At 53.0% G+C, this 22,726-nt stretch carries 25 protein-coding genes, 1 pseudogene and 1 other annotated feature; of the genes and pseudogenes, 7 read left to right on the top strand and 19 right to left on the bottom strand.

Going from position 1 to position 22,726, the window contains the following annotated elements; all coding sequences use genetic code 11:
* Nucleotides 1-75 precede the first annotated feature (75 nt).
* The 3 genes and pseudogenes from ACS603_RS02025 to ACS603_RS02015 all read right to left on the bottom strand — a co-directional run.
* Entirely contained in the window at nucleotides 76-615 is a 540-nt protein-coding gene (locus tag ACS603_RS02025; RefSeq protein ID WP_014070523.1) for a septation protein A, read from the bottom strand.
* Between the two features lie 57 nt (nucleotides 616-672).
* Nucleotides 673-1,416: a YciC family protein gene (locus ACS603_RS02020; RefSeq protein WP_014070522.1), complete on the bottom strand. Its 744-nt coding sequence runs from the start codon at nucleotides 1,414-1,416 to the stop codon at nucleotides 673-675.
* Nucleotides 1,417-1,441: 25 nt separating this feature from the next.
* Nucleotides 1,442-1,615, bottom strand: a pseudogene (locus tag ACS603_RS02015) (YkgJ family cysteine cluster protein); the annotation flags it as partial.
* Nucleotides 1,616-1,893: 278 nt separating this feature from the next.
* Here ACS603_RS02015 and ompW point away from each other — a divergent pair.
* Nucleotides 1,894-2,529, top strand: a complete 636-nt coding sequence (ompW, locus tag ACS603_RS02010; protein ID WP_182061329.1) for an outer membrane protein OmpW — start codon at nucleotides 1,894-1,896, stop codon at nucleotides 2,527-2,529.
* A 55-nt stretch (nucleotides 2,530-2,584) separates the two neighbouring features.
* On the opposite strand, the gene uspF is transcribed toward ompW, so the two are convergent.
* From uspF to ACS603_RS01975, 7 genes are all read right to left on the bottom strand, one after another.
* Nucleotides 2,585-3,019 (bottom strand): universal stress protein UspF, encoded by a 435-nt coding sequence (uspF, locus tag ACS603_RS02005; RefSeq protein WP_182061328.1) that lies wholly within the window; start codon nucleotides 3,017-3,019, stop codon nucleotides 2,585-2,587.
* Between the two features lie 147 nt (nucleotides 3,020-3,166).
* Nucleotides 3,167-3,400, bottom strand: a complete 234-nt coding sequence (gene yedF, locus ACS603_RS02000) for a sulfurtransferase-like selenium metabolism protein YedF (protein WP_166715534.1) — start codon at nucleotides 3,398-3,400, stop codon at nucleotides 3,167-3,169.
* Nucleotides 3,397-4,608, bottom strand: a complete 1,212-nt coding sequence (yedE, locus tag ACS603_RS01995; protein WP_182061327.1) for a selenium metabolism membrane protein YedE/FdhT — start codon at nucleotides 4,606-4,608, stop codon at nucleotides 3,397-3,399. Before yedE ends, yedF begins: the two co-directional genes overlap by 4 nt.
* Before the next feature lie 468 nt (nucleotides 4,609-5,076).
* Nucleotides 5,077-5,316 carry a DinI-like family protein gene (locus ACS603_RS01990; protein WP_182061325.1) on the bottom strand — a complete coding sequence of 80 codons (240 nt, stop codon included), beginning with the start codon at nucleotides 5,314-5,316 and terminating at the stop codon, nucleotides 5,077-5,079.
* 279 nt (nucleotides 5,317-5,595) lie between these two features.
* Complete coding sequence (locus tag ACS603_RS01985; protein ID WP_474943657.1) at nucleotides 5,596-6,576, bottom strand: NAD(P)H-quinone oxidoreductase; 981 nt, start codon at nucleotides 6,574-6,576, stop codon at nucleotides 5,596-5,598.
* 40 nt (nucleotides 6,577-6,616) lie between these two features.
* Nucleotides 6,617-6,943, bottom strand: coding sequence for a carboxymuconolactone decarboxylase family protein (locus tag ACS603_RS01980; protein WP_182061323.1), 327 nt, complete (start codon nucleotides 6,941-6,943; stop codon nucleotides 6,617-6,619).
* Nucleotides 6,944-6,984: 41 nt separating this feature from the next.
* Nucleotides 6,985-8,424 carry an NAD-dependent succinate-semialdehyde dehydrogenase gene (locus ACS603_RS01975; protein ID WP_474943656.1) on the bottom strand — a complete coding sequence of 480 codons (1,440 nt, stop codon included), beginning with the start codon at nucleotides 8,422-8,424 and terminating at the stop codon, nucleotides 6,985-6,987.
* 119 nt (nucleotides 8,425-8,543) lie between these two features.
* Here ACS603_RS01975 and ACS603_RS01970 point away from each other — a divergent pair, with 119 nt between their 5' ends.
* Together ACS603_RS01970 and ACS603_RS01965 are read left to right on the top strand one after the other, a co-directional pair.
* Nucleotides 8,544-9,476, top strand: a complete 933-nt coding sequence (locus ACS603_RS01970; protein ID WP_474943655.1) for a LysR family transcriptional regulator — start codon at nucleotides 8,544-8,546, stop codon at nucleotides 9,474-9,476.
* Nucleotides 9,477-9,732: 256 nt separating this feature from the next.
* A complete protein-coding gene (locus ACS603_RS01965) occupies nucleotides 9,733-10,347 on the top strand; it encodes a histidine phosphatase family protein (protein ID WP_248193399.1) in 615 nt (204 codons plus the stop codon).
* Nucleotides 10,348-10,628: 281 nt separating this feature from the next.
* Here the strand turns inward: ACS603_RS01965 and ACS603_RS01960 are convergent, their stop codons facing one another.
* On the bottom strand, nucleotides 10,629-10,964 hold the full coding sequence (locus tag ACS603_RS01960; protein ID WP_315685922.1) for a colicin E1 family microcin immunity protein: 336 nt from the start codon (nucleotides 10,962-10,964) through the stop codon (nucleotides 10,629-10,631).
* A 533-nt stretch (nucleotides 10,965-11,497) separates the two neighbouring features.
* Here ACS603_RS01960 and ACS603_RS01955 point away from each other — a divergent pair.
* Nucleotides 11,498-11,836, top strand: coding sequence for an SMR family transporter (locus ACS603_RS01955; protein ID WP_474943654.1), 339 nt, complete (start codon nucleotides 11,498-11,500; stop codon nucleotides 11,834-11,836).
* 40 nt (nucleotides 11,837-11,876) lie between these two features.
* Here ACS603_RS01955 and trpA read toward each other — a convergent pair whose 3' ends face one another.
* The 6 genes from trpA to trpL all read right to left on the bottom strand — a co-directional run bounded on the left by trpA (nucleotide 11,877) and on the right by trpL (nucleotide 18,550).
* Nucleotides 11,877-12,686, bottom strand: coding sequence for a tryptophan synthase subunit alpha (gene trpA, locus ACS603_RS01950; RefSeq protein ID WP_474943653.1), 810 nt, complete (start codon nucleotides 12,684-12,686; stop codon nucleotides 11,877-11,879).
* Nucleotides 12,686-13,879 (bottom strand): tryptophan synthase subunit beta, encoded by a 1,194-nt coding sequence (trpB, locus tag ACS603_RS01945; RefSeq protein ID WP_182061317.1) that lies wholly within the window; start codon nucleotides 13,877-13,879, stop codon nucleotides 12,686-12,688. The genes trpA and trpB overlap by 1 nt, the downstream gene beginning before the upstream one ends.
* 10 nt (nucleotides 13,880-13,889) lie before the next feature.
* Nucleotides 13,890-15,248 (bottom strand): bifunctional indole-3-glycerol-phosphate synthase TrpC/phosphoribosylanthranilate isomerase TrpF, encoded by a 1,359-nt coding sequence (gene trpCF / locus ACS603_RS01940; RefSeq protein WP_474943652.1) that lies wholly within the window; start codon nucleotides 15,246-15,248, stop codon nucleotides 13,890-13,892.
* Between the two features lie 3 nt (nucleotides 15,249-15,251).
* Nucleotides 15,252-16,847 carry a bifunctional anthranilate synthase glutamate amidotransferase component TrpG/anthranilate phosphoribosyltransferase TrpD gene (gene trpD / locus ACS603_RS01935; RefSeq protein WP_182061315.1) on the bottom strand — a complete coding sequence of 532 codons (1,596 nt, stop codon included), beginning with the start codon at nucleotides 16,845-16,847 and terminating at the stop codon, nucleotides 15,252-15,254.
* Nucleotides 16,847-18,409 (bottom strand): anthranilate synthase component 1, encoded by a 1,563-nt coding sequence (locus tag ACS603_RS01930; protein ID WP_182061314.1) that lies wholly within the window; start codon nucleotides 18,407-18,409, stop codon nucleotides 16,847-16,849. The genes trpD and ACS603_RS01930 overlap by 1 nt, the downstream gene beginning before the upstream one ends.
* A 25-nt stretch (nucleotides 18,410-18,434) precedes the next feature.
* Nucleotides 18,435-18,529: a sequence feature (Trp leader region), on the bottom strand.
* On the bottom strand, nucleotides 18,506-18,550 hold the full coding sequence (gene trpL / locus ACS603_RS01925; protein WP_106993556.1) for a trp operon leader peptide: 45 nt from the start codon (nucleotides 18,548-18,550) through the stop codon (nucleotides 18,506-18,508). Its footprint overlaps the feature before it by 24 nt.
* A 139-nt stretch (nucleotides 18,551-18,689) precedes the next feature.
* Between trpL and rnm the strand changes: the two genes are divergently transcribed.
* The 3 genes from rnm to rluB all read left to right on the top strand — a co-directional run bounded on the left by rnm (nucleotide 18,690) and on the right by rluB (nucleotide 21,160).
* The gene (gene rnm / locus ACS603_RS01920; protein ID WP_182061313.1) at nucleotides 18,690-19,571 is read left to right on the top strand and encodes an RNase RNM; all 882 of its coding nucleotides are present in this window, start codon (nucleotides 18,690-18,692) and stop codon (nucleotides 19,569-19,571) included.
* Complete coding sequence (locus ACS603_RS01915) at nucleotides 19,568-20,188, top strand: L-threonylcarbamoyladenylate synthase (RefSeq protein ID WP_182061312.1); 621 nt, start codon at nucleotides 19,568-19,570, stop codon at nucleotides 20,186-20,188. Before rnm ends, ACS603_RS01915 begins: the two co-directional genes overlap by 4 nt.
* 96 nt (nucleotides 20,189-20,284) lie before the next feature.
* A complete protein-coding gene (rluB, locus tag ACS603_RS01910) occupies nucleotides 20,285-21,160 on the top strand; it encodes a 23S rRNA pseudouridine(2605) synthase RluB (protein WP_014070506.1) in 876 nt (291 codons plus the stop codon).
* Between the two features lie 36 nt (nucleotides 21,161-21,196).
* Here the strand turns inward: rluB and cobO are convergent, their stop codons facing one another.
* Nucleotides 21,197-21,787, bottom strand: a complete 591-nt coding sequence (cobO, locus tag ACS603_RS01905; protein WP_166715519.1) for a cob(I)yrinic acid a,c-diamide adenosyltransferase — start codon at nucleotides 21,785-21,787, stop codon at nucleotides 21,197-21,199.
* On the bottom strand, nucleotides 21,784-22,545 hold the full coding sequence (locus ACS603_RS01900) for a YciK family oxidoreductase (RefSeq protein ID WP_474943651.1): 762 nt from the start codon (nucleotides 22,543-22,545) through the stop codon (nucleotides 21,784-21,786). The genes cobO and ACS603_RS01900 overlap by 4 nt, the downstream gene beginning before the upstream one ends.
* Between the last annotated feature and the right edge of the window lie 181 nt (nucleotides 22,546-22,726).

Raw genomic sequence — 22,726 nt, 5'->3', positions numbered from 1 at the left:
GGGATGCTACTATGATTTTCGGCTGGTGAGAATAGACCAGAACGCCCGTAGGGCGAGCGTTCTGGTAAAAAACTGTCAGTGCTTATCGTCCTGAGGCATGTGGCGGTAAATATAAACACCGCTTAAGAGCGTAAAAATAAGCGTCAGGGCGGTCAGGCCGAAGACTTTGAAGTTGACCCAAATATTCTGCGGCAGCCAGAAGGCGATGTAGATATTGGCCAGGCCACAAAGAATGAAGAACACCGCCCAGGCGATATTCAGTCGCGACCACACTTCCTGCGGGAGCGTCAACTCTTTACCCAACATACGCTGGATTAAAGGCTTTTTCATGACCCACTGGCTGATCAGCAGCGCACCAGCAAACAGGGCATAAATGACCGTGACCTTCCATTTAATAAATTCATCGTTATGGAAGAACAGGGTTAACCCGCCAAACACGGCGACCAGAACGAACGTGATCAACGCCATTTTTTCGACTTTGCGATAACGCACCCAGCTGTAGATAAGCACGATAGCGGTTGCGACGATCAGCGCCGTTGTGGCGGCATAAATGTCGTAGAGCTTATAAAACGCGAAAAATACGACAAGGGGTAAAAAATCAAGAAACTGCTTCATTCTGTGATTCCATCTTCTTCGTTGAGCCGGGTACAGCGACATACCCGGCCATCATGATTACTGACGAATTAACATATACAGGCGGAACAAGTAGACCAGCAATACCGCTGAAATCAGATTGCTCAGCGTATTGGCCACTACCGCGCCAACGTTTGGCGTGAGTACGGCAAAGTTTGGTGCAAACAGCAGCAAAAGCGTTTTGGCCAGCAACCAGCCGATTACTGCTGGAGCAACCAGGCGCATATTAGACCATGCCAGTTTTATGCTGCTGCGCATAGCGACGAATATTCCCATTTTATCCTGCACAACCATCACGGGTGCGAAGGAAAGAACAATCGCCAGAAGAACGCCAGGTACAACGACCAGCATAATGCCAATCTGAACCAGCATCGTGGTTAAAAAGATAAGGATGAACAGCTTCGGTAAAACCGGTGCGCTGGCACCGATAGCGCGTAGGGCGCTAACACGCTGTCCCGCAGACACCAGTTGGATCATCAGCAGAACCCCGCCTGCCAGAACGGCGTTGCCAATCAGGCCGGAGAAGGTTGATGCAGCAGATGCCCGCAGCAGGATTTGCTGCTGTTCGGGAGTCATGTTTTGCACCAGTTCAAATAGGCCCACGCTGCCTGCAAGATTGTCGCCCTGACTCAGGCTGGCAATCTGGTCATCACTGGGTGAAAACGCATGGCCAAGCACCACCGTGATAAACGCACATAGCAACGCTATCAGTAAAAAGGTAATGAACTGATTGCGGAAAAAATTCCCCGTGTCACGGTAGACAGACTTCGCCGTGATAGACATGCACTCTCCTTGAGTATTGCAGGTGTTAATTAGCCGGCAATTGTACACCGGATAAGTCTGCGGTGGCAGCATCAAGCCTTGTATGGAAAAGCATATCTTTGTAAAGCGGAGGTAATCCGTAGCGTGCTCTGGCTCGATTACAGGCCTCATTGACCTGCCCATCCTCGCCAGACATTGAAAGTTCGCGGCAGTGTGTCGGCACATCTGCAAATAAGAGCGCATCAAATCAAACTGTGAAACAGCTCAATTATTTAGCCGCTGAAAAGAGAACAAGAGGGGGAAAGCGGAATATTTTGTTACTGTGAAAAGGCAAAAATTGACTTAGAGACGATTTGCTCCTTTCTGATTAGTTATGAAAAATTAACTCAGATCAATGAATGTTAAATTACTGGTTTTTATGTGATCTGTGTTAGATCACTTATTACTCATTTATGAGTATATTCTGCTCCGAAATAAAACCACAACGATGGAGCGGATATGAAAAAATTAGCAGTGGCAGCCCTTATCTTAAGCAGTATCTCTGGCGGCGCGTACGCGCATGAAGCAGGCGAATTCTTTATTCGCGCAGGTTCGGCAACGGTTCGACCAACGGAAGGTTCCGATAATGTGTTGGGTAAACTGGGTGGCTTTAACGTCAGTAACAACACCCAACTGGGCCTGACGTTTACCTATATGGCAACCGAAAATATCGGGGTAGAACTGTTAGCCGCAACACCATTCCGTCATCACGTTGGCACCGGGCCTACCGGTAATATCGCGACGGTTAACCTGTTGCCGCCAACCTTAATGGCGCAATGGTATTTTGGTGATGCCAGCAGCAAGGCGCGTCCTTATATTGGTGCGGGCGTAAACTACACCACGTTCTTTAATGAGAAGTTTAACGATACCGGTAAAGATGCGGGTCTTTCAGATCTCAGCCTGAAAGATTCCTGGGGTGTGGCGGGACAGGTCGGGCTGGATTACCTGATTAACCGCGACTGGCTGATTAATATGTCCGTCTGGTATATGGATATCGACACGGATGTGCGCTTTAAAGCAGGCGGCGAACAACAGAGCGTTAGCACCCGTCTGGATCCGTGGGTATTTATGTTCTCGGCGGGTTATCGTTTCTGAGTATCACAACCACCTGCCAGGCAGGTGGTTGATCTACGCTTTGTAGCACAACACCTCATCGAACAACCAGCACCGAACAGGTGGCATGACGAACAACAACCGCCGCATTTGACCCTAAAAGGTAGGTCGAAATATCAGGGCGATGAGAGGCAATGATAATCAAATCGGCACTGATGGAATCCGCCAGCTTCAGTATCTGATCTTTAGGTGAGCCTGAAATGGCATGGGTATGCACTTTGTCTGCGGGCAAGTTGAACTGTTTAACCACCTCATCCAGCTTAGCAAGCGCTTGTTGCTGTATCTCCGCCAGTTTCGGCGTTTCAATCGAATAAGCCAGCCCCAGTGACGAGTAATAAGGCATAGACGGAATAACCGTCAGAAAATGCACACTTGCGTTGCCGATTGCTGCGTTCGCCTGAACATAGGGGATCACCCGATCGGTCAGGCGATTTTCGGAAATATCGAGAGGAACCAAAATGGAATGAAACATGCCGCACCTCCTGTTTGTTTTTTGTCCGCTTTAAGTCTAGCCCGCCGAAACATCGCCGGTGAGATTAGCGTGCAAAATGGGAGCCAGGGCATTTTTCAGGTGTGTTCAGGTAAAATTCAGTGCGCCCCGGAACGGGGCGCGAAGGGATTATTTCTGAATCAAATAGCGAATGGTAGGACCATCCTGTTGAATATCCAGCACCGTATAGCCGTGGTTTCTGGCATCCAGAGGAATGTTGTTAATGGATTGCGGACAATCGCTCACCACTTCCAGAATTTCCCCTTTCTTAAGCTGAGGCAGGGCTTCAAGCGTTGCGACAGCCGGATAAGGGCAAGGCTCGCCGACCATATCCAGGCGATAGTCAGGTACAATCTCTTTCATGCGATATTCTCCTGGGGGTGAGTCTTAGTAGCCTTGCGGCGAAAAAAGCGTTTTTCCTGGGCGACAACCAGCAGAAATGCAATCAGCAGCAGGGCGTATGTCACAAGTAAACCGCCCAGCGGACCAAAGGTGTTCAGCAGGTTAACCTTGTCCCAGTTGGTTGCCAGAACCGGGGATAAATCATCCCAGAAGTACGCCAGCACCGTAGAGCCAATCACATTGCCCAGTCCAACCCACCAGTAATGCACCTGGCCTTCTACCGCACGATACATCCAGCCCGTTTCACATCCACCGGCCAGCACAATCCCGAAACCAAACAGTAAACCGCCGATCACCGCATTGGGACCAGCCCACATGATTTTCGGTTCAACGCCGAGCTGTACGTAACTGAAAATACCGATAGCGCTGACCGCCATCCCGGCAATAATGGCTTTTGCCATCATTGTACGGCCGGTTATCCACATATCGCGAAATGCTGAAGTGAAGCAGATCTGCGCACGCTCTATCAGTAAGCCAAATCCAACGCCGAACAGCATTGCCAGGCCCAGTTTCGGCTGGTTAAGGGCGGTGCATAATGCCCAGGCCAGCATGGCGAAAAAGACCAGCATCCCGAGTCGAAATCGACGACGCGCCTGATCGGGTTTTTGTGTCAGTGGCGAGGCGGCGCTGACTTTGGTCATTTTCACCGGAATGCGGAAGAAGGGCAGTAGCGTAAAGCGCGCGCCAAAGTAAGAGCCAATGGCCGTTGCCACGGCAAAGAACCAGGCATGAAGTGAAAACTGAGGAATACCGGTAAAGAAGGCTGCCAGGTTGCAGCCCATCGCCAGGCGGGCGCCAAAGCCTGCGATAATACCGCCTGCGACGGCCTGCATAATGCGGATCCGGCTTTTTGGCATTCGTAGCTTCACGTTGTTTGCCCACAGCGCGGCAGCAAAACAGCCCCCAAACATGCCGATAATCATCATCCCGTCGATACGGGTCAGGGGAGTACCATCCAGATGAATCAGTTTAAAATAGCCCCACTCTTCGGTATGCACGCCCGCGAGCTGTAATAATTGCCCACCCCAACGGGTAAACTCACCCGTTACCGCCCAGAAGGTGCCGGTGATCCCGAAATAGTAGGTAGAGAGAATGCCCGCGGCGATAACCGCCGGAACCGGAGACCAGAACTTAACCAGGTAAGTCTGTTTGAAATGATGCCATGTCATGACTGTGCCTCTGAACTCAGAAGGTGTATGTGGATTTAACGGGCTGGAATATATAGTTCTTTTTCTTTCTCCAAAACCTCTCCAAAACTTTTCTCCAAAATACCTGCCTTTTTAATGACCTCAATCATCAAAACTTCATGCTCTGGTACGCAAGGGATATTCAAAAATTAAATGACAAGCCTGGTACACTCTTTCCCTCGCTCAAGACGCTCTGATAATGAATGCTGTTCGTGAAACTATGCAGGTAACCGTCTTTGATATCTGAGGATTTCATTTTTGCAATATCATCCCGGCGCTGGCCGGTAGGCTGGTTGCCAACGGACTGGACAGAAAACAGATGACGCTCATTTACGATGTTGCCGTTTTGCACTTTATACAAGAAATTTCCGGCGAGCGGAAAGTCACGGTTTACAGGCAGGCATATCATCAATTGACTGCCTGCTGGTATTGAAGACCATCAAGTGAAGACTAAGCTTCAAGCCACATATCAGCTTCTTCAAACATCTCCTGCACGACCCTGCTTATCTGTTCCTTTTCATGCTTGCTCGCATCAGTGTTGATCGCTGGAAGCGTCATCATTGGTTTAACGCGAACGTCTGCATCCGGGAAAACGCGGCAAATCCTCTTTGTTAACTCATCCAGAATGATGTTTTTTGCACCTGGCAGGCCTTCGAAATTGCGTTTGTCGTAAACGAGTTCTACGAACATAACCTTTCCTTAGAATGTGAAATAGTCTTGGCTTGATCTGTGGCCCTAAAAATACTACTGTACATGTATACAGTCAATGGGTGAGTAAGGAAACAACTCGTACCCACCCCACCTGACATCCGAACTTCGCTTTGACAAGCAGAGTAACAGCAATACTCTGATATCACTTTTAGCCCTATAGTGATGTTTTTTATGGCAGTACTTGATTCATCCTCTGACATCGAACAGCCAAGGGGTTGCGACGAAAAGGCAGGAAAAAAGCCTTCTCGTTCGCGTCATCTACATCGTCAGCACAATTTTTCCGACGTTAAGGCCATCTTCCATACGCTGGTGAGCTTTACTGGCTTCCGCCAGCGGGAATACGCTGTCAATCACCGGGTTCAGCCCATCCTTACCGAAGCGAGTTAACCAGCACTCTCTAAAGCGGCGGGACATCTCATGTTTCACTTCTTGCGAACGCGATTTCATTACCGTACCGATAATCTGCAGATGGCGGTACAACACCCGATCCAGCGGTATCTTCGCGTTTTCAATCCCCCCCATGATGCCAATCTGCACCAGACGTCCACCAAAGTTGAGTGCATTCACGTTTCGTTCAAAATAAGGCGCGCCAATAAAATCGAGAATAAGATCGACCCCCTTGTTATCCGTAATGCTGGCGACAACTTCCGAGAAGTCTTCTGTCACGTAATCAATGGCGTGATCAGCACCCAGATGGCGAACGAGATCGTGTGCTGCAGCATTCGCGGTGGTGATTACCGTCGCGCCTGTCGCGTGCGCCAGTTGCACGGCGGCACCTCCCACACCGCCGGCCCCGGCGTGGATCAGTACCGTTTCCGTGGGTTTCAGTTTCCCCAGATGGATAAGTGCTTCATGGGCGGTTACAAAGACCTCGGTAATGGCCGCCGCATGGATATAGTCCATACCTTCCGGCACTGGCATAGCCATCCGGTAATCGATACGGGCCATTTCCGCGTAAGCCCCGCCCCCGACGATACCCATAACACGGTCACCCACGTTATAGCCTTTTACATTCTCCCCGACGGCAATAACGTCACCGGCGATTTCCAGCCCCATAATCGTCGAGTCGCCAAAATCAGGACGGCCATACCCGCCGCGTCTGTGGGTGAGGTCGGCCCGATTAACTCCCGCGGCCCGCGTGCGGACCAGCAGATCATTGGGGCGCAACTGTGGGTCTGCGACTTCACTGATGCGAAGTACATCTGCCGGACCGAATTGATCAAAAGTGATTGCTTTCATGGTTCTGTTTCCTGAAATAAGAAGATGGATAACCCGTCGTTCAGGCCTGTTCGTCAAACGTGGCGTTGGCATAGCCAGACGCGGTAATCGCTGCCGGAAAGCCTGCGTAAAACGCCATGTGCGTAATCAGGGCGGAAATTTCTGTTTTGGTCAGACCGTTTTCAATGCCGCGACGCAAGTGGGCCGGTAGCTCATTGGAGTGATTCAGCGCAATGAGACAGGCGATGGTAACCAGACTACGGTCGCGCGGTGCCAGGTCCGGATCTGTCCAGACATCGGAATACAGCGGTTGCTCAACGAAGTCGGAAAGTTTAGGGGTAAATGCGCGGGCAGCTTCACGCGGACGAGTAAAATCAACAGGTTTCATGGTCAGTTCCTCTTATATTCTGTTATTAGTGCCAGTGTGTTTTAGATTTGGCTGATGAATTTATTCACCAGGTAATGGCCGATACCTTCCCGGCCACCCTCAGATCCATGCCCACTTTCTTTCATGCCGCCGAAAGGCAGTTCCGTCGCCACCATGCGGTACTGATTAATGCCGATCATTCCGGCTTCAAGGCCATCGCCAACATCCAGCACGGTACGGGCGTCACGCGTAAAAGCGTAAGCTGACAGGGCATACGGCAGGCGGTTTGCTTCTGCCAGCCCATCCTCAAGCACGTCGAACGGACGCATAACGGCAATCGGGCCAAAGGGTTCTTCGTGCATGATCCGCGCCTCCATCGGCACATCGGCAAGCACCGTGGGTTCAAAGAAAAAGCCCGGACGGTTGAGCCGTTTCCCGCCAGTGAGCACTTTCGCACCCTGCGCGACAGCATCGGCAATCAGCGCTTCCATTTTTTCCAGCTGGCGGATATTCGCCAGTGGCCCCACCTGCGTGTTTTCCGCCATGCCATCGCCGATAACAAGTTGCTCCGTCGCACTCACGAAGCGTTCGACAAACTGCGTGTAAACACCACGCTGAATCAGAAAGCGGGTTGAAGATATACAGATTTGGCCGGTGCCCCGGAACCGGTTAGCCGCCCCGCCAGCCGCCGCCGCGTCAATATCAGCATCTGCAAAGACCAGTACCGGCCCATGGCCGCCCAGTTCCAGGGTAATCGGTTTAACACCAGCGGCGGCACGCTGAGACAGTAGCCGACCTACCGGTACAGAACCGGTGAATGCCACTTTGCGAATAACCGGTGAGGCGATAAGAGTGGCGGAAACCTGATCTGGCACGCCAAACACAATTTGCAGTACGCCTTTAGGCAAACCGGCATCATCCAGGCAACGTGCCAGCGCCAGCGCCGTCGCCGGGCTCTCTTCACCGGGTTTCAGGATCACGCTACAACCTGCGGCCAGTGCTGCTGATAATTTGCGTGCCGGGGTAATGGCCGGGAAATTCCACGGAGTGAAGGCGGCGACCGGGCCGATGGGCTCTTTTTTGACCAGTTGCAGTACACCGGGGCGATTTGACGGTACAACGCGTCCATCAATGCGGCGGGCTTCCTCCGCAAACCATTCAAAATAGTCGGCTGCACGCAGTACTTCGTCGCGGCTTTCAGCCAGGGGCTTACCTTCTTCCAGCGTCATCAACGAGGCAATATGTTCAGCGCGTTCGCGCATCAGGGCAGCGGCATTCTTCATGATGAGGGCGCGTTCGGCAGGCACGGTATGGCGCCAGACGTCAAAGCCAGAACGGGTGGCTGACAGGGCACGTTCAAGGTCGGCGGCGGTCGCCAGCGGCAAGCGGCCGATAGTGGCTTCGGTTGCGGGGTTAATCACAGCGACAGTGTCGCGATTACCCGCTTCAATCCAGTCACCGTCGATAAAAAGATAAAGGGGATCATATTGATGATTTTGCATGGTCGTTATCCTCAGTGTGTGTGTTTGTGTAATGTCATTCGGCTGAGGGGATATTAAGTTCAGCGTACATAACTGATAAGATGGCTTCTCCCCACAACAGCTATGCAAGAAATGCACAGATGCAATCAGAGAAATTTGCCGAGTTCCTTGGAGTCTTTGTCGATGTCGCCCGTGAAAGCAGTTTTTCGGGTGCTGGTCGCCGTCGCGGACGCACCCCCTCCTCGATAGGACGGCAGATTGATGCGCTGGAAGCGTACCTGGATACCCCGCTCTTTTTGCGATCTACACGGCATTTAACCCTGACCGATGCTGGGGAAATACTGCTGATTCGCGCCAGACAGATCCTCGATTCACTGGTAGATACGCAGCAGGAACTGGCGTCGATGAAGGGCGAAGTAACCGGTGTGCTGAGAGTGGCGTGTTATCCCACATTTGGTAAACGCTATGTGCTGCCGGTGATGGCAAAACTCTCCCGACAGTATCCGGCGCTGGGCTTCGATTTGGATCTGACCGAACGGCTGGCAGATCCTGTCTCTGAACGCCTTGATGTTGTCATCCGTATTGGTGATATGGCCGACAGCACGTTGATTGCCAGCAAAATAGCAACGCAAATACGCGTGCTGTGCGCAAGCCCAGCATACCTGGAAAACGCGGGAATTCCCGTCTCGCTGGATAACATCGCCTCACATCGTTTAATCGATAAGCTGCACGGTGCTGATCTGCTTTGCTGGTCGAGCGTGATTGGCCATCCGGCCAGAGAAAACACTAGCCAGCCCATCTTTGGCTGTGATGATTTTGAAGCGATGCGTCAGGCTGCGGTTGATGGGCTGGGGATCGCGTTCCTGCCAGACTGGGTGGCGGGAGATGACATTAACAGTGGCGCGCTGGTACAACTCTTCCCGGAAATGTCATCGCAACCACATGTATCTACAGGAATATATGCGCTACGCGCGTTACGTCATCCGCCTGCCAGAGTCACGGTATTTCTCGACACATTGCGTGAATTCATCGGACATCCTGCAAAATGGTCAACACTTCGCAGTCAGCTCTGACGACATAAGCAACATTGCCGTTTTGCACTATATGAACGTCCACTGTTCGCTCGCAGCAGACCTTCGCAGCGGTCCGTTAAGTGCCAGAAGCGGAAGTTGCTTACATCGTGCTATGTTAGTTTAATGGGAGCAGGTCAGTTCGCCTTCAGCTACACTTGTTCCTGTTTTTCATCATGAACAGATAGTATTCCGCTGCAGCAGGCTGGTATGTTTGTTCCAGGACATTTAAATCAACAACATGCATGGTCCAATAACGATGAAAGTGATTCTTGTTCGACACGCAGAAACAGAGTGGAATGTGAGAGGCGTTATTCAGGGGCAGAGCGATAGTACGTTGACCCACCGGGGGGAGCGCCAAACATCAGCCTTACTGGCAGCATTTGCCGCAAGTGATTACCAGATTGAACGTGTTTACGCTTCTCCACTTGGTCGTACCTGGCAAATGGGACAGAGCCTGTCTGAGTGCTTTGGTTGCTCATTGGTAGCTGAAACCGCCCTTAAAGAACAGGCATTTGGTCAGTTTGAAGGCATGTCAACGGCACAGTTCCTGCAACACCATCCGAACGATGCAAATGCGTTATTCAAACTTGATGCAGAGTATTGTCCGCCAGAGGGAGAGTCATTAGCACAGGCAACTCAACGCGTAATAAGTTTCTTACAAAACCTGCAAGGCACCAAAGAACATCAGTGCGTATGTATCGTCTCGCATGGGCATGTCAGTCAGGGAGTGCTGGCAATACTTAAAGAAGGGACTATCGATAACTTTTCCCGATATGCTCACCCCAATGCAAGTTACTCCGTTTTCGATTTTTTTGATGGAAAATGCATTGCGCTCAGATGGGGAATTGCCACACACCTACTTGAACGATAGGTTTCTAGTGGCCATTTGAGTTCAGCGATCTTACCGTAACACGATGTCCGCTCCTCGCTCAAAGCAGCCTGTCATGCCTGATTAAGAAACAGGCTTAACGTAGTTTCCCGGCGGCCATCTTCCTGAATCAGAGCCCGCAGTGACGAACATCGGTGTTCTGTTGGTGGTCTGGAAGCCAGAAGTGACCACATGTTTCGACTGCAAAACGGCATTGATGAGAAGTTGCCGGGCAACGTAATGAATTACATTACTAGCGGCCAATAAAAACCACAAAGACCACGTCATGTGGCCTTTTTTGATACGGCAAGGTACAGCAGATAGATTACGCCTACTGGTATGGCCACGACGAAAATCAGCATGAAGTAGACTGCATACAACCCGCTCTTCATCGGCGTTTCAGTATAGAAACCTGTAGTCCACTGTTTGCGTGTTGAATATTTCAGGACAATCCGCTCAATCGCTTTTTTTGCAAAGGGGAAAATCAACCCACTTAGCAACCCCAGTCCCATCAATGTCCTCATTGTGGTTGTTTGAGGTTCATCATGCCAGCCAAAGGCGATAATCCCGAACACGACCAAACCCAAACATAAGTTACCCAGATAGTATTTAAGTGTCATGCTTACCTTATAAATCTAAACAGCCCTGTCGAAGTTTCGCCTGTTTTTCGCCTTCCTGCTTCTCACAATTACAGCTTGAATGCAAAAGAGAGAGGTTTAAACATCCGCCTGGTACTGCTCACGGGTCATTGATTGCGAAACGCGTCCACACATAAGAACCCCAGTCAGAAGACTGAAAGTATAGGGCAGGGAGCAAATAGGTGTGCACTGAAGATTATCATTCCCTGGTAAGGGAGAAAAATTTCTTCTCCAGAACCATGCATTAACTATATGAAAATGAGCGTATTTACAAAAACAGAAAATGCAGATTGAAAACGGTCTGAGAATGTATCTACCTGCATGATTTAAGGCGATAAACTCAACTTTTAATCGACCTCTGAACTCAGAAGGTAAAAGACAGCCGTCAGCATTTGAAAAGCCAATTAGAGTCAAAGTATCGATACGATCATTTTTGACCTCCCCCAAAGACTTCTCTGAACCGTCATAAAAGCGCTTTACAATGTCGGGTTTGCTGGCTTTTTACTGAGGACTCTATGAACCAACAGGCTGTTCTTTTTCTGGCGATTGCCATTGTGATGGAAGTCATTGCCACCACGGCGCTCAAGCTCTCGGACAGCTTTACGCGTCTGTTACCGAGCGTGGTGGCCATTCTGGGGTATTGTATTGCTTTCTGGTGCCTGACTATCCCGATGAAAAGCATTCCTACGGGGATTATTTATGCTATCTGGTCCGGGGCGGGTATTGTCATGATCGGCGCGGTTGGCTGGCTGTTTTTGGGGCAAAAACTGGATTTCCCGGCCATGCTGGGGATGTTGATGATTATCGGTGGGGTGGTGGTCATTAATCTCTTTTCGAAAAGCGTGGTCCACTAAGGGATACCCGTCTGGCAGTGGGCCAGACGGGTGACACCGATTACGCTTTACGTGTAGCGGCTTTCATCGCAATCACGAAGGCTTTCAGCTCGGCCAGCATCTGCTCTGGCTTATCAACGTTCTTCTCGATGATTTTCACAATTGCGGAGCCTGAAATAGCCCCGGCAGCCTGGGTGTCAATCGCCGCAGTCACCTGCTCTGGTGAGGAGATACCAAAGCCTTGCAGCGGAGGCGCTGCATTGTATTGCGCCAGTTTTTCCACCAGATGATGCAGCGGCAGCGCCGCCTTGTTCTCGGCTCCGGTTACGCCTGCACGGGAAAGCAGATAAGTGTAACCACGGCCATAAGAGGCAATCTGGCGCAGCAGTTCGTCATCGGCGTTTGGCGGGCAGATGAAAATCGGCGCAACGTTATGACGCATCGCTGCCTGGCGGAACGGGGCAGACTCTTCAATCGGTACATCTGCAACCAGTACGGAATCAACACCCACGCGCGCGCATTCGGCATAGAACTCATCAATACCGCGGTTAAACACCAGGTTGGCATACATCAGCAGGCCAATCGGGATTGTCGGGTGTTTCTGACGAATGGCGGCCAGCATCTCAAAGCACTGGGTTGGCGTTACGCCCGCAGCAAAGGCGCGCAGGGTGGCATTCTGAATGGTTGGGCCATCCGCCAGTGGGTCTGAGAACGGGATACCCAGTTCCAGCGCATCGGCACCGGCTTCCACCAGGGTGTCGATGATTTTCAGTGACTGTTCCGGGCCAGGATCGCCAAGGGTGACGAAGGGAACGAACGCGCCTTCCTTGCGGGCTTTCAGTTGTGCAAATGCGTTATCATAGCGTTCCATCAGATTTCCCCTCGTGCTTTCAGAATATCGTGAACGGTGAAGATATCTTTGTCACCGCGACCGGAAAGGTTAACCACCAACAGCTGCTCTTTTTCCGGGTTTTCTTTCATCATTTTCAGCGCGTGTGCCAGCGCATGAGAGGACTCCAGCGCCGGGATGATCCCTTCGTGGCGACACAGCGTTTTAAATGCTTCCAGCGCTTCGTCATCGGTGATAGAAACATAATCCGCACGACCGATGCTGTTCAGATACGCGTGCTGCGGCCCAACGGACGGGAAATCAAGGCCCGCAGAGATAGAGTAAGACTCTTCAATCTGGCCCTCATCCGTTTGCATCATCGGGGACTTCATACCGAAGTAGATCCCAACGCGGCCATGCTTGAGCGGTGCACCGTGTTCACCGGTTTCGATACCGTGACCAGCAGGTTCAACGCCAATCAACCCTACGCTGGTGTCGTCGATGAAATCTGCAAACATTCCAATGGCGTTAGAACCGCCGCCCACGCAGGCGATCACCGCATCAGGCAGGCGCCCCTCTTTGTCGAGGATCTGAGCTTTGGTCTCTTCGCCAATCATGCGCTGGAATTCACGTACGATAGTCGGGAACGGATGCGGACCCGCCGCGGTACCCAGCATATAGTGCGCGGTGTCATAGCTGCCAGACCAGTCGCGCAGCGCTTCGTTACAGGCATCTTTCAGCGTGGCCGAGCCGCTGTGTACAGGGATCACTTCAGCACCCATCAGACGCATACGGAACACGTTCGGCGACTGACGTTCAACGTCTTTCGCACCCATGTAAATACGGCATTTCAGGCCGAGCAGGGCGCTGGCAAGTGCCGACGCCACACCGTGTTGACCCGCACCGGTTTCAGCGATGATTTCGGTTTTGCCCATGCGCTTGGCGAGTAACGCCTGACCCAACACCTGGTTGGTTTTATGCGCGCCACCGTGCAGTAAATCTTCACGCTTAAGGTACAGCGTGGTTTTTGTGCCTTCGGTCAGGTTACGGCACTTGGTCAGTGCCGTCGGGCGGCCTGCGTAGTTTTTCAGCAGGTCGGTAAATTCAGCCTGAAATGCCGGATCCTTTTGCGCACTGACGAACGCGTCTTCCAGCTGGCGCAGCGCAGGCATCAGAATTTGCGGTACATACATACCACCGAACTCACCAAAATAAGGGTTTAGTAATGTCGTCATCTTCTCTTCCTTAATATGCACGCAGAGTTTTAAACACCGAGGCCAGCTTGCTGGCATCTTTGATACCCGGTTGGGACTCTACGCCTGAATTGAAATCGAGGCCGGCACAGCCGGTTTTCGCCGCTTCTACACAGTTATCCGGGCTCAGCCCGCCTGCCAGCAGCACGTTGTCCAGTACTTCACCATTCAGCAATGACCAGTCAAAACGCTGGCCTGTACCGCCCTGGCCGTTGTCGAGTACGTATTTATCAACATGATTAAGATTACGCGCTGGCAGAGTGTCGCCTACGCTCTGGGCTTTCCAGATTTGCACCTGTGGCGCAAGAACTTCCCGCAGGGTATCGATATACGCCTGGTCTTCGCTACCGTGCAGCTGGACTGCGCTCAGCGATAAGGTTTCGGCTTTAGCGGCTACATCAGCAATATTCGCGTTGCGGAAAACGCCCACGTAGCTGAGTGGCGCCGCCGCGATAATCGCACGAGCCTGCTCGACGGTGACGGCCCGAGGGGAGGTTTCGACGAAGATTAGCCCGCCGTAAATCGCTCCGGCTTCGCAGGCTGCCTGCGCATCCTGTTCACGGGTCAATCCACAAACTTTGTTTTCCCCAAGCAGTACCCGGCGCACGGCGGCGTTGAGATCGTCATACGCCATCATGGCGGAGCCAATCAGGAAGCCGTTGGCAAAATGGCTCAGTTCGCGCACCTGCGCATAACTATTGATACCGGATTCGCTGATAACTGTCACACCAGAACCGAGGCGCGGCGCAAGCTGGCGCGTGCGGTTGAGGTCAATGGACAGGTCACGCAGGTCGCGGTTGTTAATGCCAACCACTTTGGCTTCCAGCGCAATGGCGCGTTCCAGCTCTTCTTCGTTGCTCACTTCGGTCAGCACGCCCATGTTCAGGCTGTGTGCCACGGCAGAGAGCTGGCGATACTGTTCGTCATCAAGCACGGAGAGCATCAGCAGGCAGGCATCGGCCTGATAAAACCGCGCCAGCCAGATTTGGTACGGGTCGATAATAAAGTCTTTGCACAGGATCGGCTGCGGCGCGATGCCGCTGACAATCGGCAGAAAATCAAAACTGCCCTGGAAATATTTCTCATCCGTCAGCACGGAGATGGCTGACGCATGATGTTTATAGACGCCTGCAATGCGTGCAGGATCAAAATCATCACGGATAACGCCTTTTGACGGAGAAGCTTTTTTGCACTCCAGGATAAACGCGGTGCGCGCACCCTGAAGGGCATCGTAAAAACGGCGGCTGCTTGGTACGACATCATTCTGAAAACTGGCAAGCGGCTGCTGCTGTTTGCGTGCTTCTACCCAAATGGCCTTATCGGCAACAATTTTCGCTAAAACGGTCTGCATTCTTTACCCTCTCGCCGCAAGTGCGGTAACGCGATCGTATGCTGCACCAGAGCGCAGTACGTCCAGAACTTTTTGTGCGTTGACCTTCAGGTCTTCCTCACCGTGTAAACGCATCAGCATGGCAACGTTGGCGGCAACGGCAGCCTCATGAGCGGACTCACCTTTACCTTGTAGTAAGCGCGTCAGAATGTCACGGTTTTCTTCCGGTGTGCCGCCTGCCAGCGCTTCCTGACGATAGGGCACTAATCCAAAGTCTTCAGCTTCAAGCTGGTAGCTCTGGATTTCTCCCTCGCGCAGCTCTGCAACCAGCGTTGGTGCATGAAGAGACACTTCGTCCATGCCGCCGCTGTGTACGACTGCGGCACGCTGATAACCCAACATACGCAAGGTTTCGGCAATCGGCAGTACCAGTTCCGGGCTGTAAACGCCAATCAGCGCCAGGGGCGGATGCGCCGGGTTAATCAGTGGACCCAGCACGTTAAACAGGGTGCGGGTTTTCAACTGCTGGCGAACTGGCATCGCATGGCGGAAACCAGTGTGGTATTTCGGGGCAAACAGGAAACAGACACCCAAATCATCCAGCGCTTCACGGGAGCGTTCGGCTTTCATGTCCAGGTTGATGCCAAAGGCCGCCAGTAAATCAGACGACCCCGAGCGGCTGGATACGCTGCGGTTACCGTGTTTCGCCACTTTCATTCCACAGGCTGCCGCTACAAATGCACTGGCAGTGGAGATATTGATGCTGTTGCTGCCGTCACCGCCGGTGCCGACGATATCGGCAAACGGATAATCCGGGCGCGGGAACGGTGCGGCGTTTTCCAGCAGTGCGGTTGCTGCACCGGCGATCTCCTGTGGGCTTTCGCCGCGGACTTTCATGCTGACAAGCGCGGCCGCCAGCTGTTCAGGCTTCAGCTCACCGCGAACCACGGCGGAGAAGAGCTGGTGGCTTTCCTGCTGGCTCAGCGTCTGCGCCTGGTACAGTTTTTCCAGAATCGGCTGGAGCGTATTGGTTTGCTCCAGTTTCTGTAACGCCCAGTCGAGGGTTTGCTCCAGCAAACGCGCACCGTTGGAGGTCAGGATTGATTCAGGGTGGAACTGCAAACCGCAGACGCGATCGGCATCGTGGCGCACCGCCATCACCATGCCTTCAAAAGAGGCGTTAATCGTCAGTCCTGCCGGGATATTGCTGCCAACCAGCGAGTGATAACGCGCAACCGGCAGCGGGTTTGGCAACCCGGCAAACATCGCCTGGCCGTCATGTTCAATGCTGGAAGCTTTACCGTGCAGAATTTCACCGGCCTGGCCGACGTAGCCGCCGTAAGCCTCAACAATCGCCTGATGACCAAGACAGATGCCGATGATAGGCAGCTTGCCGCGCATCCGGGTCAGCAGCTCTGGCATACAGCCCGCTTCGCTTGGTGCGCCAGGCCCAGGGGAGAGCATCAGCACCGGGTTTTGCATGGTGCCCAGACGCTCAATCAGGGTCTGCGCCGGAACATGGTTACGGTAAATAACGACGTTGTGGCCATTCGCACGCAGCTGATCTGCCAGGTTGTAAGTAAAGGAGTCGATATTATCGAGCAGCAGAATGTCAGCCATCAGAAAATCTCCTGTGCATGGTGTGCGGTAGCGATGGCGCGCAATACCGCGCGAGCTTTACTGCGAGTTTCGTCAGCTTCAGACTGCGGAACAGAATCCAGAACGATACCTGCGCCTGCCTGGACGGTGGCAATGCCATCTTCCACATACGCAGAGCGGATAACAATGCAGGTATCGAGATCACCGTGAGCGGTGAAGTAACCCACCGCACCGCCGTAGCTACCGCGACGACGGCCTTCGGCTTCGGCGATAAGCTGCATAGCACGAACTTTTGGCGCACCGCTCAGGGTGCCCATGTTCATGCAGGCGCGGTAGGCGTGAAGCACGTCCAGGTCGCTGCGCAGTTCACCGACCACGCGGGACACCAGGTGCATCACAAATGAATAACGGTCAACTTTGGTCAGGTCTGCGACGTAGCGGCTGCCTGGGGTACAAATTCGCGCCAGGTCGTTACGCGCCAGGTCAACCAGCATCAGGTGTTCGGACAGCTCTTTATGGTCGGTACGCATTTCCAGCTCAATACGGCTGTCGAGATCGCGGTCAAGCGAGCCATCGGCACGGCGGCCACGCGGGCGCGTCCCGGCAATCGGGTAGATCTCAATCTGGCGGCTGGTGGCATCGTACTTCAGGGAGCTTTCCGGGGAGGCACCAAACAGGGTGAAATCATTGTCCTGCATAAAGAACATGTACGGGCTCGGGTTGCTCTTTTTCAGTACATCGTAGGCTGCCAGCGGCGACGGGCAAGGCAGCGAGAAACGACGGGACGGAACAACCTGGAAAATTTCACCGACACGAATCGCTTTTTGCATCTGGCGAACGACGGCACCGTACTGATCGTCAGTCTGATTAACATCGCATTGCATTTTTTCCACGCGCTGAACTGGCAGCACGGGTGGCTCTTCGGTCAATTGCTGCTGGAGTTGCGCGATGCGGTGATCAAGACGTTTCTTTTCAGATGCTGACGGCGTGAACAGGCTTGCCTGGATGCGGGTGTATTTTTTCTGATGGTCGATCACCAACAATGTTTCGGCCAGATAGAAGCAGTAGTCCGGACAGCGATTGCCTTGTTCGGTTTCCGGTAAATCTTCAAAACCCGCGACCAGGTCATACGCAAACAGCCCGCCAAAGAACATGGCTTCACGTTCATCTTCAGGTACTGAAACCAGATTTTGCAGCAGACGGAAGGCATCGAAAACGGACAGAGAGCACAGGCGGGCGTCTTCATCCAGCAACTGACTGACCGGCGGGAAATGCAGCACACGCATCTCCGGGTGATGTTCATTTTCGATGCCGGCAGGCAGCGCGGCATCCAGCAGCGGCAGCAGGGATGCGCCGTTGTCAGATAAGGCTTTAATCGTGACGGTGTCACCTAATGCGGTAATACGCAGCGCGCTGTCGACCAGCAACAGGCTCTTGAGGTCGTCTTTGCTGTCGATATCCGCTGATTCCAGCAGCAGGGTGGCCGGACGCGCACCGCATACCTGATGAAACAGCGCGGTAGGGTTATGGCGATAGGCCGCCTCGCAGGTCAGCAATTCGAGGTGTGGTTTGGCTGTTTGCATGATGTTCTTCTCATTTATGCTGTTCAAAAAAAAGCCCGCTTTAGCGCGGGTCTGGTATCTGTTTGCATTTCGCAGACGAGTGACACTGCCCGATAATCAGGAAGTGCGCCACCAACCATGCAGAGTGAAATGTGCTGTCATTTTCAGATACCTTTCTCGTGTGAACTTGCGTACTAGTTAACTAGTTCGGTGGCGTATTGTCAACCCTTGATTTCAGAATTTCGCGGCAAGCCGTTATCATAGGCTTCTAAGATGTTATTAACCTGTGATGGGATGTGCTTTGAGCGACAACACCTACGCCGTAATTTACGATTTACACAGCCACACTCAGGCTTCTGATGGCCTGCTGACGCCCGAAGATCTCGTCCACCGTGCCGTTGAAATGCGCGTTGGCACGCTGGCGATAACCGATCACGACACAACAGACGCCATTCCTGCGGCGCGGGCCGAAATTGCCCGCAGCGGTTTACCGCTAAACCTGGTCGCAGGTGTGGAGATCTCAACTCTCTGGGAAAACCATGAGATTCATATCGTTGGCCTGAACATCGATACAGAACATCCTGCAATGTGCGCATTTTTGCAAGAACAAAAAACGCGCCGTAACCTGCGCGCAGAGATGATTGGCGAGCGCCTGGAAAAGGCGCATATCCCGGGGGCGCTGGAAGGGGCTCAGAAGCTGGCGAACGGCGGTGCCGTTACGCGCGGTCATTTTGCCCGTTTTCTGGTTGAGGCCGGTAAAGCCACCACCATGGCCGACGTGTTTAAAAGATACCTGGCGCGCGGGAAAACCGGTTACGTTCCGCCACAGTGGTGTACAATAGAACAAGCTATTGATGTGATTCATCATTCTGGTGGCAAGGCAGTGCTGGCCCATCCTGGGCGGTATAATCTTTCTGCTAAATGGCTGAAAAGACTGTTGGCTCACTTCGCCGAGCGCGGAGGAGACGCGATGGAAGTCGCACAATGCCAGCAGGCACCCAACGAGCGTTCGCAGCTCGCGACCTATGCCCGCCAGTTTGGGCTGCTTGCGTCACAGGGCTCTGATTTCCATCAGCCTTGTGCGTGGATAGAGCTGGGTCGCAAGCTCTGGCTACCCGCAGGCGTAGAGCCTGTCTGGCAGCTCTGGGAACAGCCAAAGCAACTTGAAGAGAGGGAAGTATGAGTCAGTTTTTCTATATTCATCCAGATAACCCGCAACCTCGTCTGATTAATCAGGCTGTGGAGATTGTCCGCAAGGGGGGCGTTATCGTTTACCCGACCGATTCTGGTTACGCGCTTGGCTGCAAAATTGAAGACAAAGGGGCGATGGAGCGTATCTGCCGCATTCGCCAGTTACCAGACGGCCATAATTTTACGCTGATGTGCCGCGATCTCTCTGAGCTGTCCACCTATGCTTATGTTGATAACGTGGCGTTTCGTCTGATCAAAAACAACACGCCGGGTAACTACACTTTTATCCTTAAAGGGACAAAAGAGGTTCCGCGCCGTCTGTTGCAGGAAAAACGAAAAACCATCGGGATGCGCGTTCCTTCTAATCCGATTGCGCAGTCGTTGCTGGAGACGCTCGGCGAGCCGATGCTGTCAACGTCACTCATGCTGCCTGGCAGCGAATTTACCGAGTCCGACCCGGATGAAATCAAGGATCGGCTGGAGAAGGTGGTTGACCTGGTGATTCACGGCGGATACCTCGGACAGCAGCCGACAACTGTTGTTGATCTGACTGACGATGCGCCGGAAGTGATTCGCGAAGGCGTGGGTGATGTTAAACCTTTCTTGTAAAGGTGTAAGCAGCTATACTACGCGGCCATCAAAACGGGGCGCAGCCGTGTTTTGACCTGATTCGACGCCTGTGAAGGCGACACCTGAGGAAGCTCAATGAGCGAGAAGTTACAGAAAGTGCTGGCGCGCGCCGGCCACGGTTCACGCCGTGAAATCGAAGCCATTATTGAAGCCGGTCGCGTGAGTGTGGACGGTAAAGTCTCCACGCTGGGCGACCGCGTAGAAATCGTACCGGGACTGAAGATCCGTATTGACGGTCATCTTATCTCGGTAAAAGAGTCCGCTGAACAGATCTGCCGCGTGCTGGCCTATTACAAGCCAGAAGGTGAGCTGTGTACCCGTAATGACCCGGAAGGTCGCCCGACAGTGTTTGACCGTCTGCCTAAGCTGCGCGGCGCTCGCTGGATTGCCGTGGGTCGTCTGGACGTGAACACCTGCGGTCTGCTGCTGTTTACCACTGATGGTGAACTGGCAAACCGCCTGATGCACCCAAGCCGTGAAGTTGAACGTGAATATGCGGTGCGTGTTTTTGGCCAGGTTGATGAGAACAAACTGCGCGACCTGTCGCGTGGCGTGCAACTGGAAGACGGCCCGGCGGCGTTCAAGACCATCAAATTTACCGGTGGTGAAGGGATTAACCAGTGGTACAACGTCACCCTGACTGAAGGCCGTAACCGCGAGGTTCGTCGTCTGTGGGAAGCGGTAGGTGTGCAGGTGAGCCGCCTGATCCGCGTACGTTATGGCGACATCCTGCTGCCAAAAGGTCTGCCGCGTGGTGGTTATACTGAGCTGGATTTAACCCAGACTAACTACCTGCGTGAACTGGTCGGCCTGACGCCGGAAACCACCTCTAAAGTGGCGGTTGAAAAAGATCGTCGTCGCATGAAGGCGAACCAGATCCGCCGTGCGGTAAAACGTCACAGCCAGGTGAGCAATAATCGCCGTTCTGGCAGCCGTAATAACAACGGTTAACATCTAAAGCCCGGTCTTATCAACCGGGCTTTTTTCTTAGTAATCAATCCCGATCTGGGCTTTGATACCTGCATCGAAAGCGTGTTTTACCGGGCGTAATTCGCTGACGGTATCGGCTATTTCCAGAATGTCCCGATGGCAACCGCGCCCCGTTATAATCACCGTCTGGTGCGCAGGGCGAGCCTGTAATGCAGCCAGTACGGCATCCAGTGGCAGGTAGTCGTAGGCCACCATATAGGTGATTTCATCCAGCAACACCATGTTCAGCGTGGGGTCCGCCAGCATTCTTTTCGCGTGTTCCCAGACGGCCAGACACGCGGCTGTATCTGTTTCACGGTTTTGCGTGTCCCAGGTAAACCCGGTCGCCATAACCTGAAATTCGACGCCGTGCGGCTCCAGCAGGTTACGCTCTCCGTTAGGCCATTCACCTTTAATAAACTGAATAACACCCACTTTCTGACCATGGCCCACTGCACGGGTTGCCGTACCAAACGCGGCGGTGGTTTTACCTTTCCCGTTGCCCGTGAAGACAATAATAATCCCGCGCTCGTCCTGGGCTGCGGCGACACGTGCATCGACCTGTTCTTTCAGACGTTGCTGGCGTTGCTGATGGCGTTCTTCACTCATTGCGAAATCCCCGGTTTACGGCCTGGCTGTGCGTCAAACGTCATACCTGTTTTACGGCGGCTGTCATCGCCCATGAGCCAAAGATAGAGCGGCATAATTTCTGCCGGTGTTTTCAGTTTTTGCGGATCTTCACCCGGGAATGCGCTTGCGCGCATTTTGGTGCGTGTTCCGCCCGGGTTAATGCAATTTACGCGCAGATGGCGACTTTGGTACTCCTCGGCCAGCACCTGCATCATGCCTTCTGTGGCGAATTTCGATACCGCGTAAGCTCCCCAGTTCGCGCGTCCCTGACGGCCAACGCTTGAGGATGTGAAGACCAGCGATCCTGAATCAGACTTGAGTAATAAAGGAAGCAATGCTTGTGTCAGGAAAAATGTCCCGTTGACGTTAACCTGCATCACCTGCTGCCAGATCTCCGGCTTTTGTTCATCCATAGGACGAACGTCCCCGAGAAGCCCGGCGTTGTGTAACACACCGTCGAGGCGTGAGTGGTGTGTTGCTATCCGCTGTGCAAGCTCCTGGCACGTATCAGGCGTGCAGGTCAGTAAATCGAGGGTATACCAGGGGGCTGGCGCGCCGCCTTCGTCTTCTATTTCTTGCGCCACGCCGCGCAGTTTGTCTTCGTTTCGACCCACCAGGATGACGTGTGCCCCGTAGCGGGAGTAGGTCAGCGCAGCTTCACGACCAATCCCGTCGCTGGCACCGGTGACAAGAATGATGCGGTTTTGTAGTAAATCTTTTTGTGGTTGATAGTGCACGGTGACTCCTCTGGACGCTGCACGTCGGTAGCGCCTGCTTTTTATCACTTTTCGGCTTTATGCCCGAAATAGCATGAGAATTCAATCAGTCTACAGGACGCTTCTCTGTGAAATTAACAATTTGCAAATATTTCATCCAGTAACGGAGATTCCTGAAGGCGGCTCGCACAGGTATTGTCAC

It is taken from the genome of Enterobacter sp. Li2LvB3, assembly GCF_056156645.1.
The sequence above is the reverse complement of the archived record's forward strand: the minus strand, read 5'-3'. Positions and strand labels throughout refer to the sequence as shown.

Excerpts from the sequence above, each read along its gene's own strand:
- ACS603_RS01915 (WP_182061312.1), top strand. The coding sequence starts at position 19,568 with ATGAGTCAGTTTTTCTATATTCATCCAGATAACCCGCAACCTCGTCTG.
- ACS603_RS02020 (WP_014070522.1), bottom strand. The coding sequence starts at position 1,416 with ATGTCTATCACGGCGAAGTCTGTCTACCGTGACACGGGGAATTTTTTC.
- ACS603_RS02025 (WP_014070523.1), bottom strand. The coding sequence starts at position 615 with ATGAAGCAGTTTCTTGATTTTTTACCCCTTGTCGTATTTTTCGCGTTT.
- trpB (WP_182061317.1), bottom strand. The coding sequence starts at position 13,879 with ATGACGACATTACTAAACCCTTATTTTGGTGAGTTCGGTGGTATGTAT.
- cobO (WP_166715519.1), bottom strand. The coding sequence starts at position 21,787 with ATGAGTGAAGAACGCCATCAGCAACGCCAGCAACGTCTGAAAGAACAG.
- rluB (WP_014070506.1), top strand. The coding sequence starts at position 20,285 with ATGAGCGAGAAGTTACAGAAAGTGCTGGCGCGCGCCGGCCACGGTTCA.
- ompW (WP_182061329.1), top strand. The coding sequence starts at position 1,894 with ATGAAAAAATTAGCAGTGGCAGCCCTTATCTTAAGCAGTATCTCTGGC.
- ACS603_RS01930 (WP_182061314.1), bottom strand. The coding sequence starts at position 18,409 with ATGCAAACAGCCAAACCACACCTCGAATTGCTGACCTGCGAGGCGGCC.
- ACS603_RS01990 (WP_182061325.1), bottom strand. The coding sequence starts at position 5,316 with ATGTTCGTAGAACTCGTTTACGACAAACGCAATTTCGAAGGCCTGCCA.
- yedF (WP_166715534.1), bottom strand. The coding sequence starts at position 3,400 with ATGAAAGAGATTGTACCTGACTATCGCCTGGATATGGTCGGCGAGCCT.
- trpA (WP_474943653.1), bottom strand. The coding sequence starts at position 12,686 with ATGGAACGCTATGATAACGCATTTGCACAACTGAAAGCCCGCAAGGAA.
- ACS603_RS01980 (WP_182061323.1), bottom strand. The coding sequence starts at position 6,943 with ATGAAACCTGTTGATTTTACTCGTCCGCGTGAAGCTGCCCGCGCATTT.
- ACS603_RS01960 (WP_315685922.1), bottom strand. The coding sequence starts at position 10,964 with ATGACACTTAAATACTATCTGGGTAACTTATGTTTGGGTTTGGTCGTG.
- yedE (WP_182061327.1), bottom strand. The coding sequence starts at position 4,608 with ATGACATGGCATCATTTCAAACAGACTTACCTGGTTAAGTTCTGGTCT.
- trpD (WP_182061315.1), bottom strand. The coding sequence starts at position 16,847 with ATGGCTGACATTCTGCTGCTCGATAATATCGACTCCTTTACTTACAAC.
- ACS603_RS01955 (WP_474943654.1), top strand. The coding sequence starts at position 11,498 with ATGAACCAACAGGCTGTTCTTTTTCTGGCGATTGCCATTGTGATGGAA.
- ACS603_RS01965 (WP_248193399.1), top strand. The coding sequence starts at position 9,733 with ATGAAAGTGATTCTTGTTCGACACGCAGAAACAGAGTGGAATGTGAGA.
- trpCF (WP_474943652.1), bottom strand. The coding sequence starts at position 15,248 with ATGCAGACCGTTTTAGCGAAAATTGTTGCCGATAAGGCCATTTGGGTA.
- ACS603_RS01985 (WP_474943657.1), bottom strand. The coding sequence starts at position 6,576 with ATGAAAGCAATCACTTTTGATCAATTCGGTCCGGCAGATGTACTTCGC.
- ACS603_RS01975 (WP_474943656.1), bottom strand. The coding sequence starts at position 8,424 with ATGCAAAATCATCAATATGATCCCCTTTATCTTTTTATCGACGGTGAC.
- ACS603_RS01970 (WP_474943655.1), top strand. The coding sequence starts at position 8,544 with ATGCAATCAGAGAAATTTGCCGAGTTCCTTGGAGTCTTTGTCGATGTC.
- uspF (WP_182061328.1), bottom strand. The coding sequence starts at position 3,019 with ATGTTTCATTCCATTTTGGTTCCTCTCGATATTTCCGAAAATCGCCTG.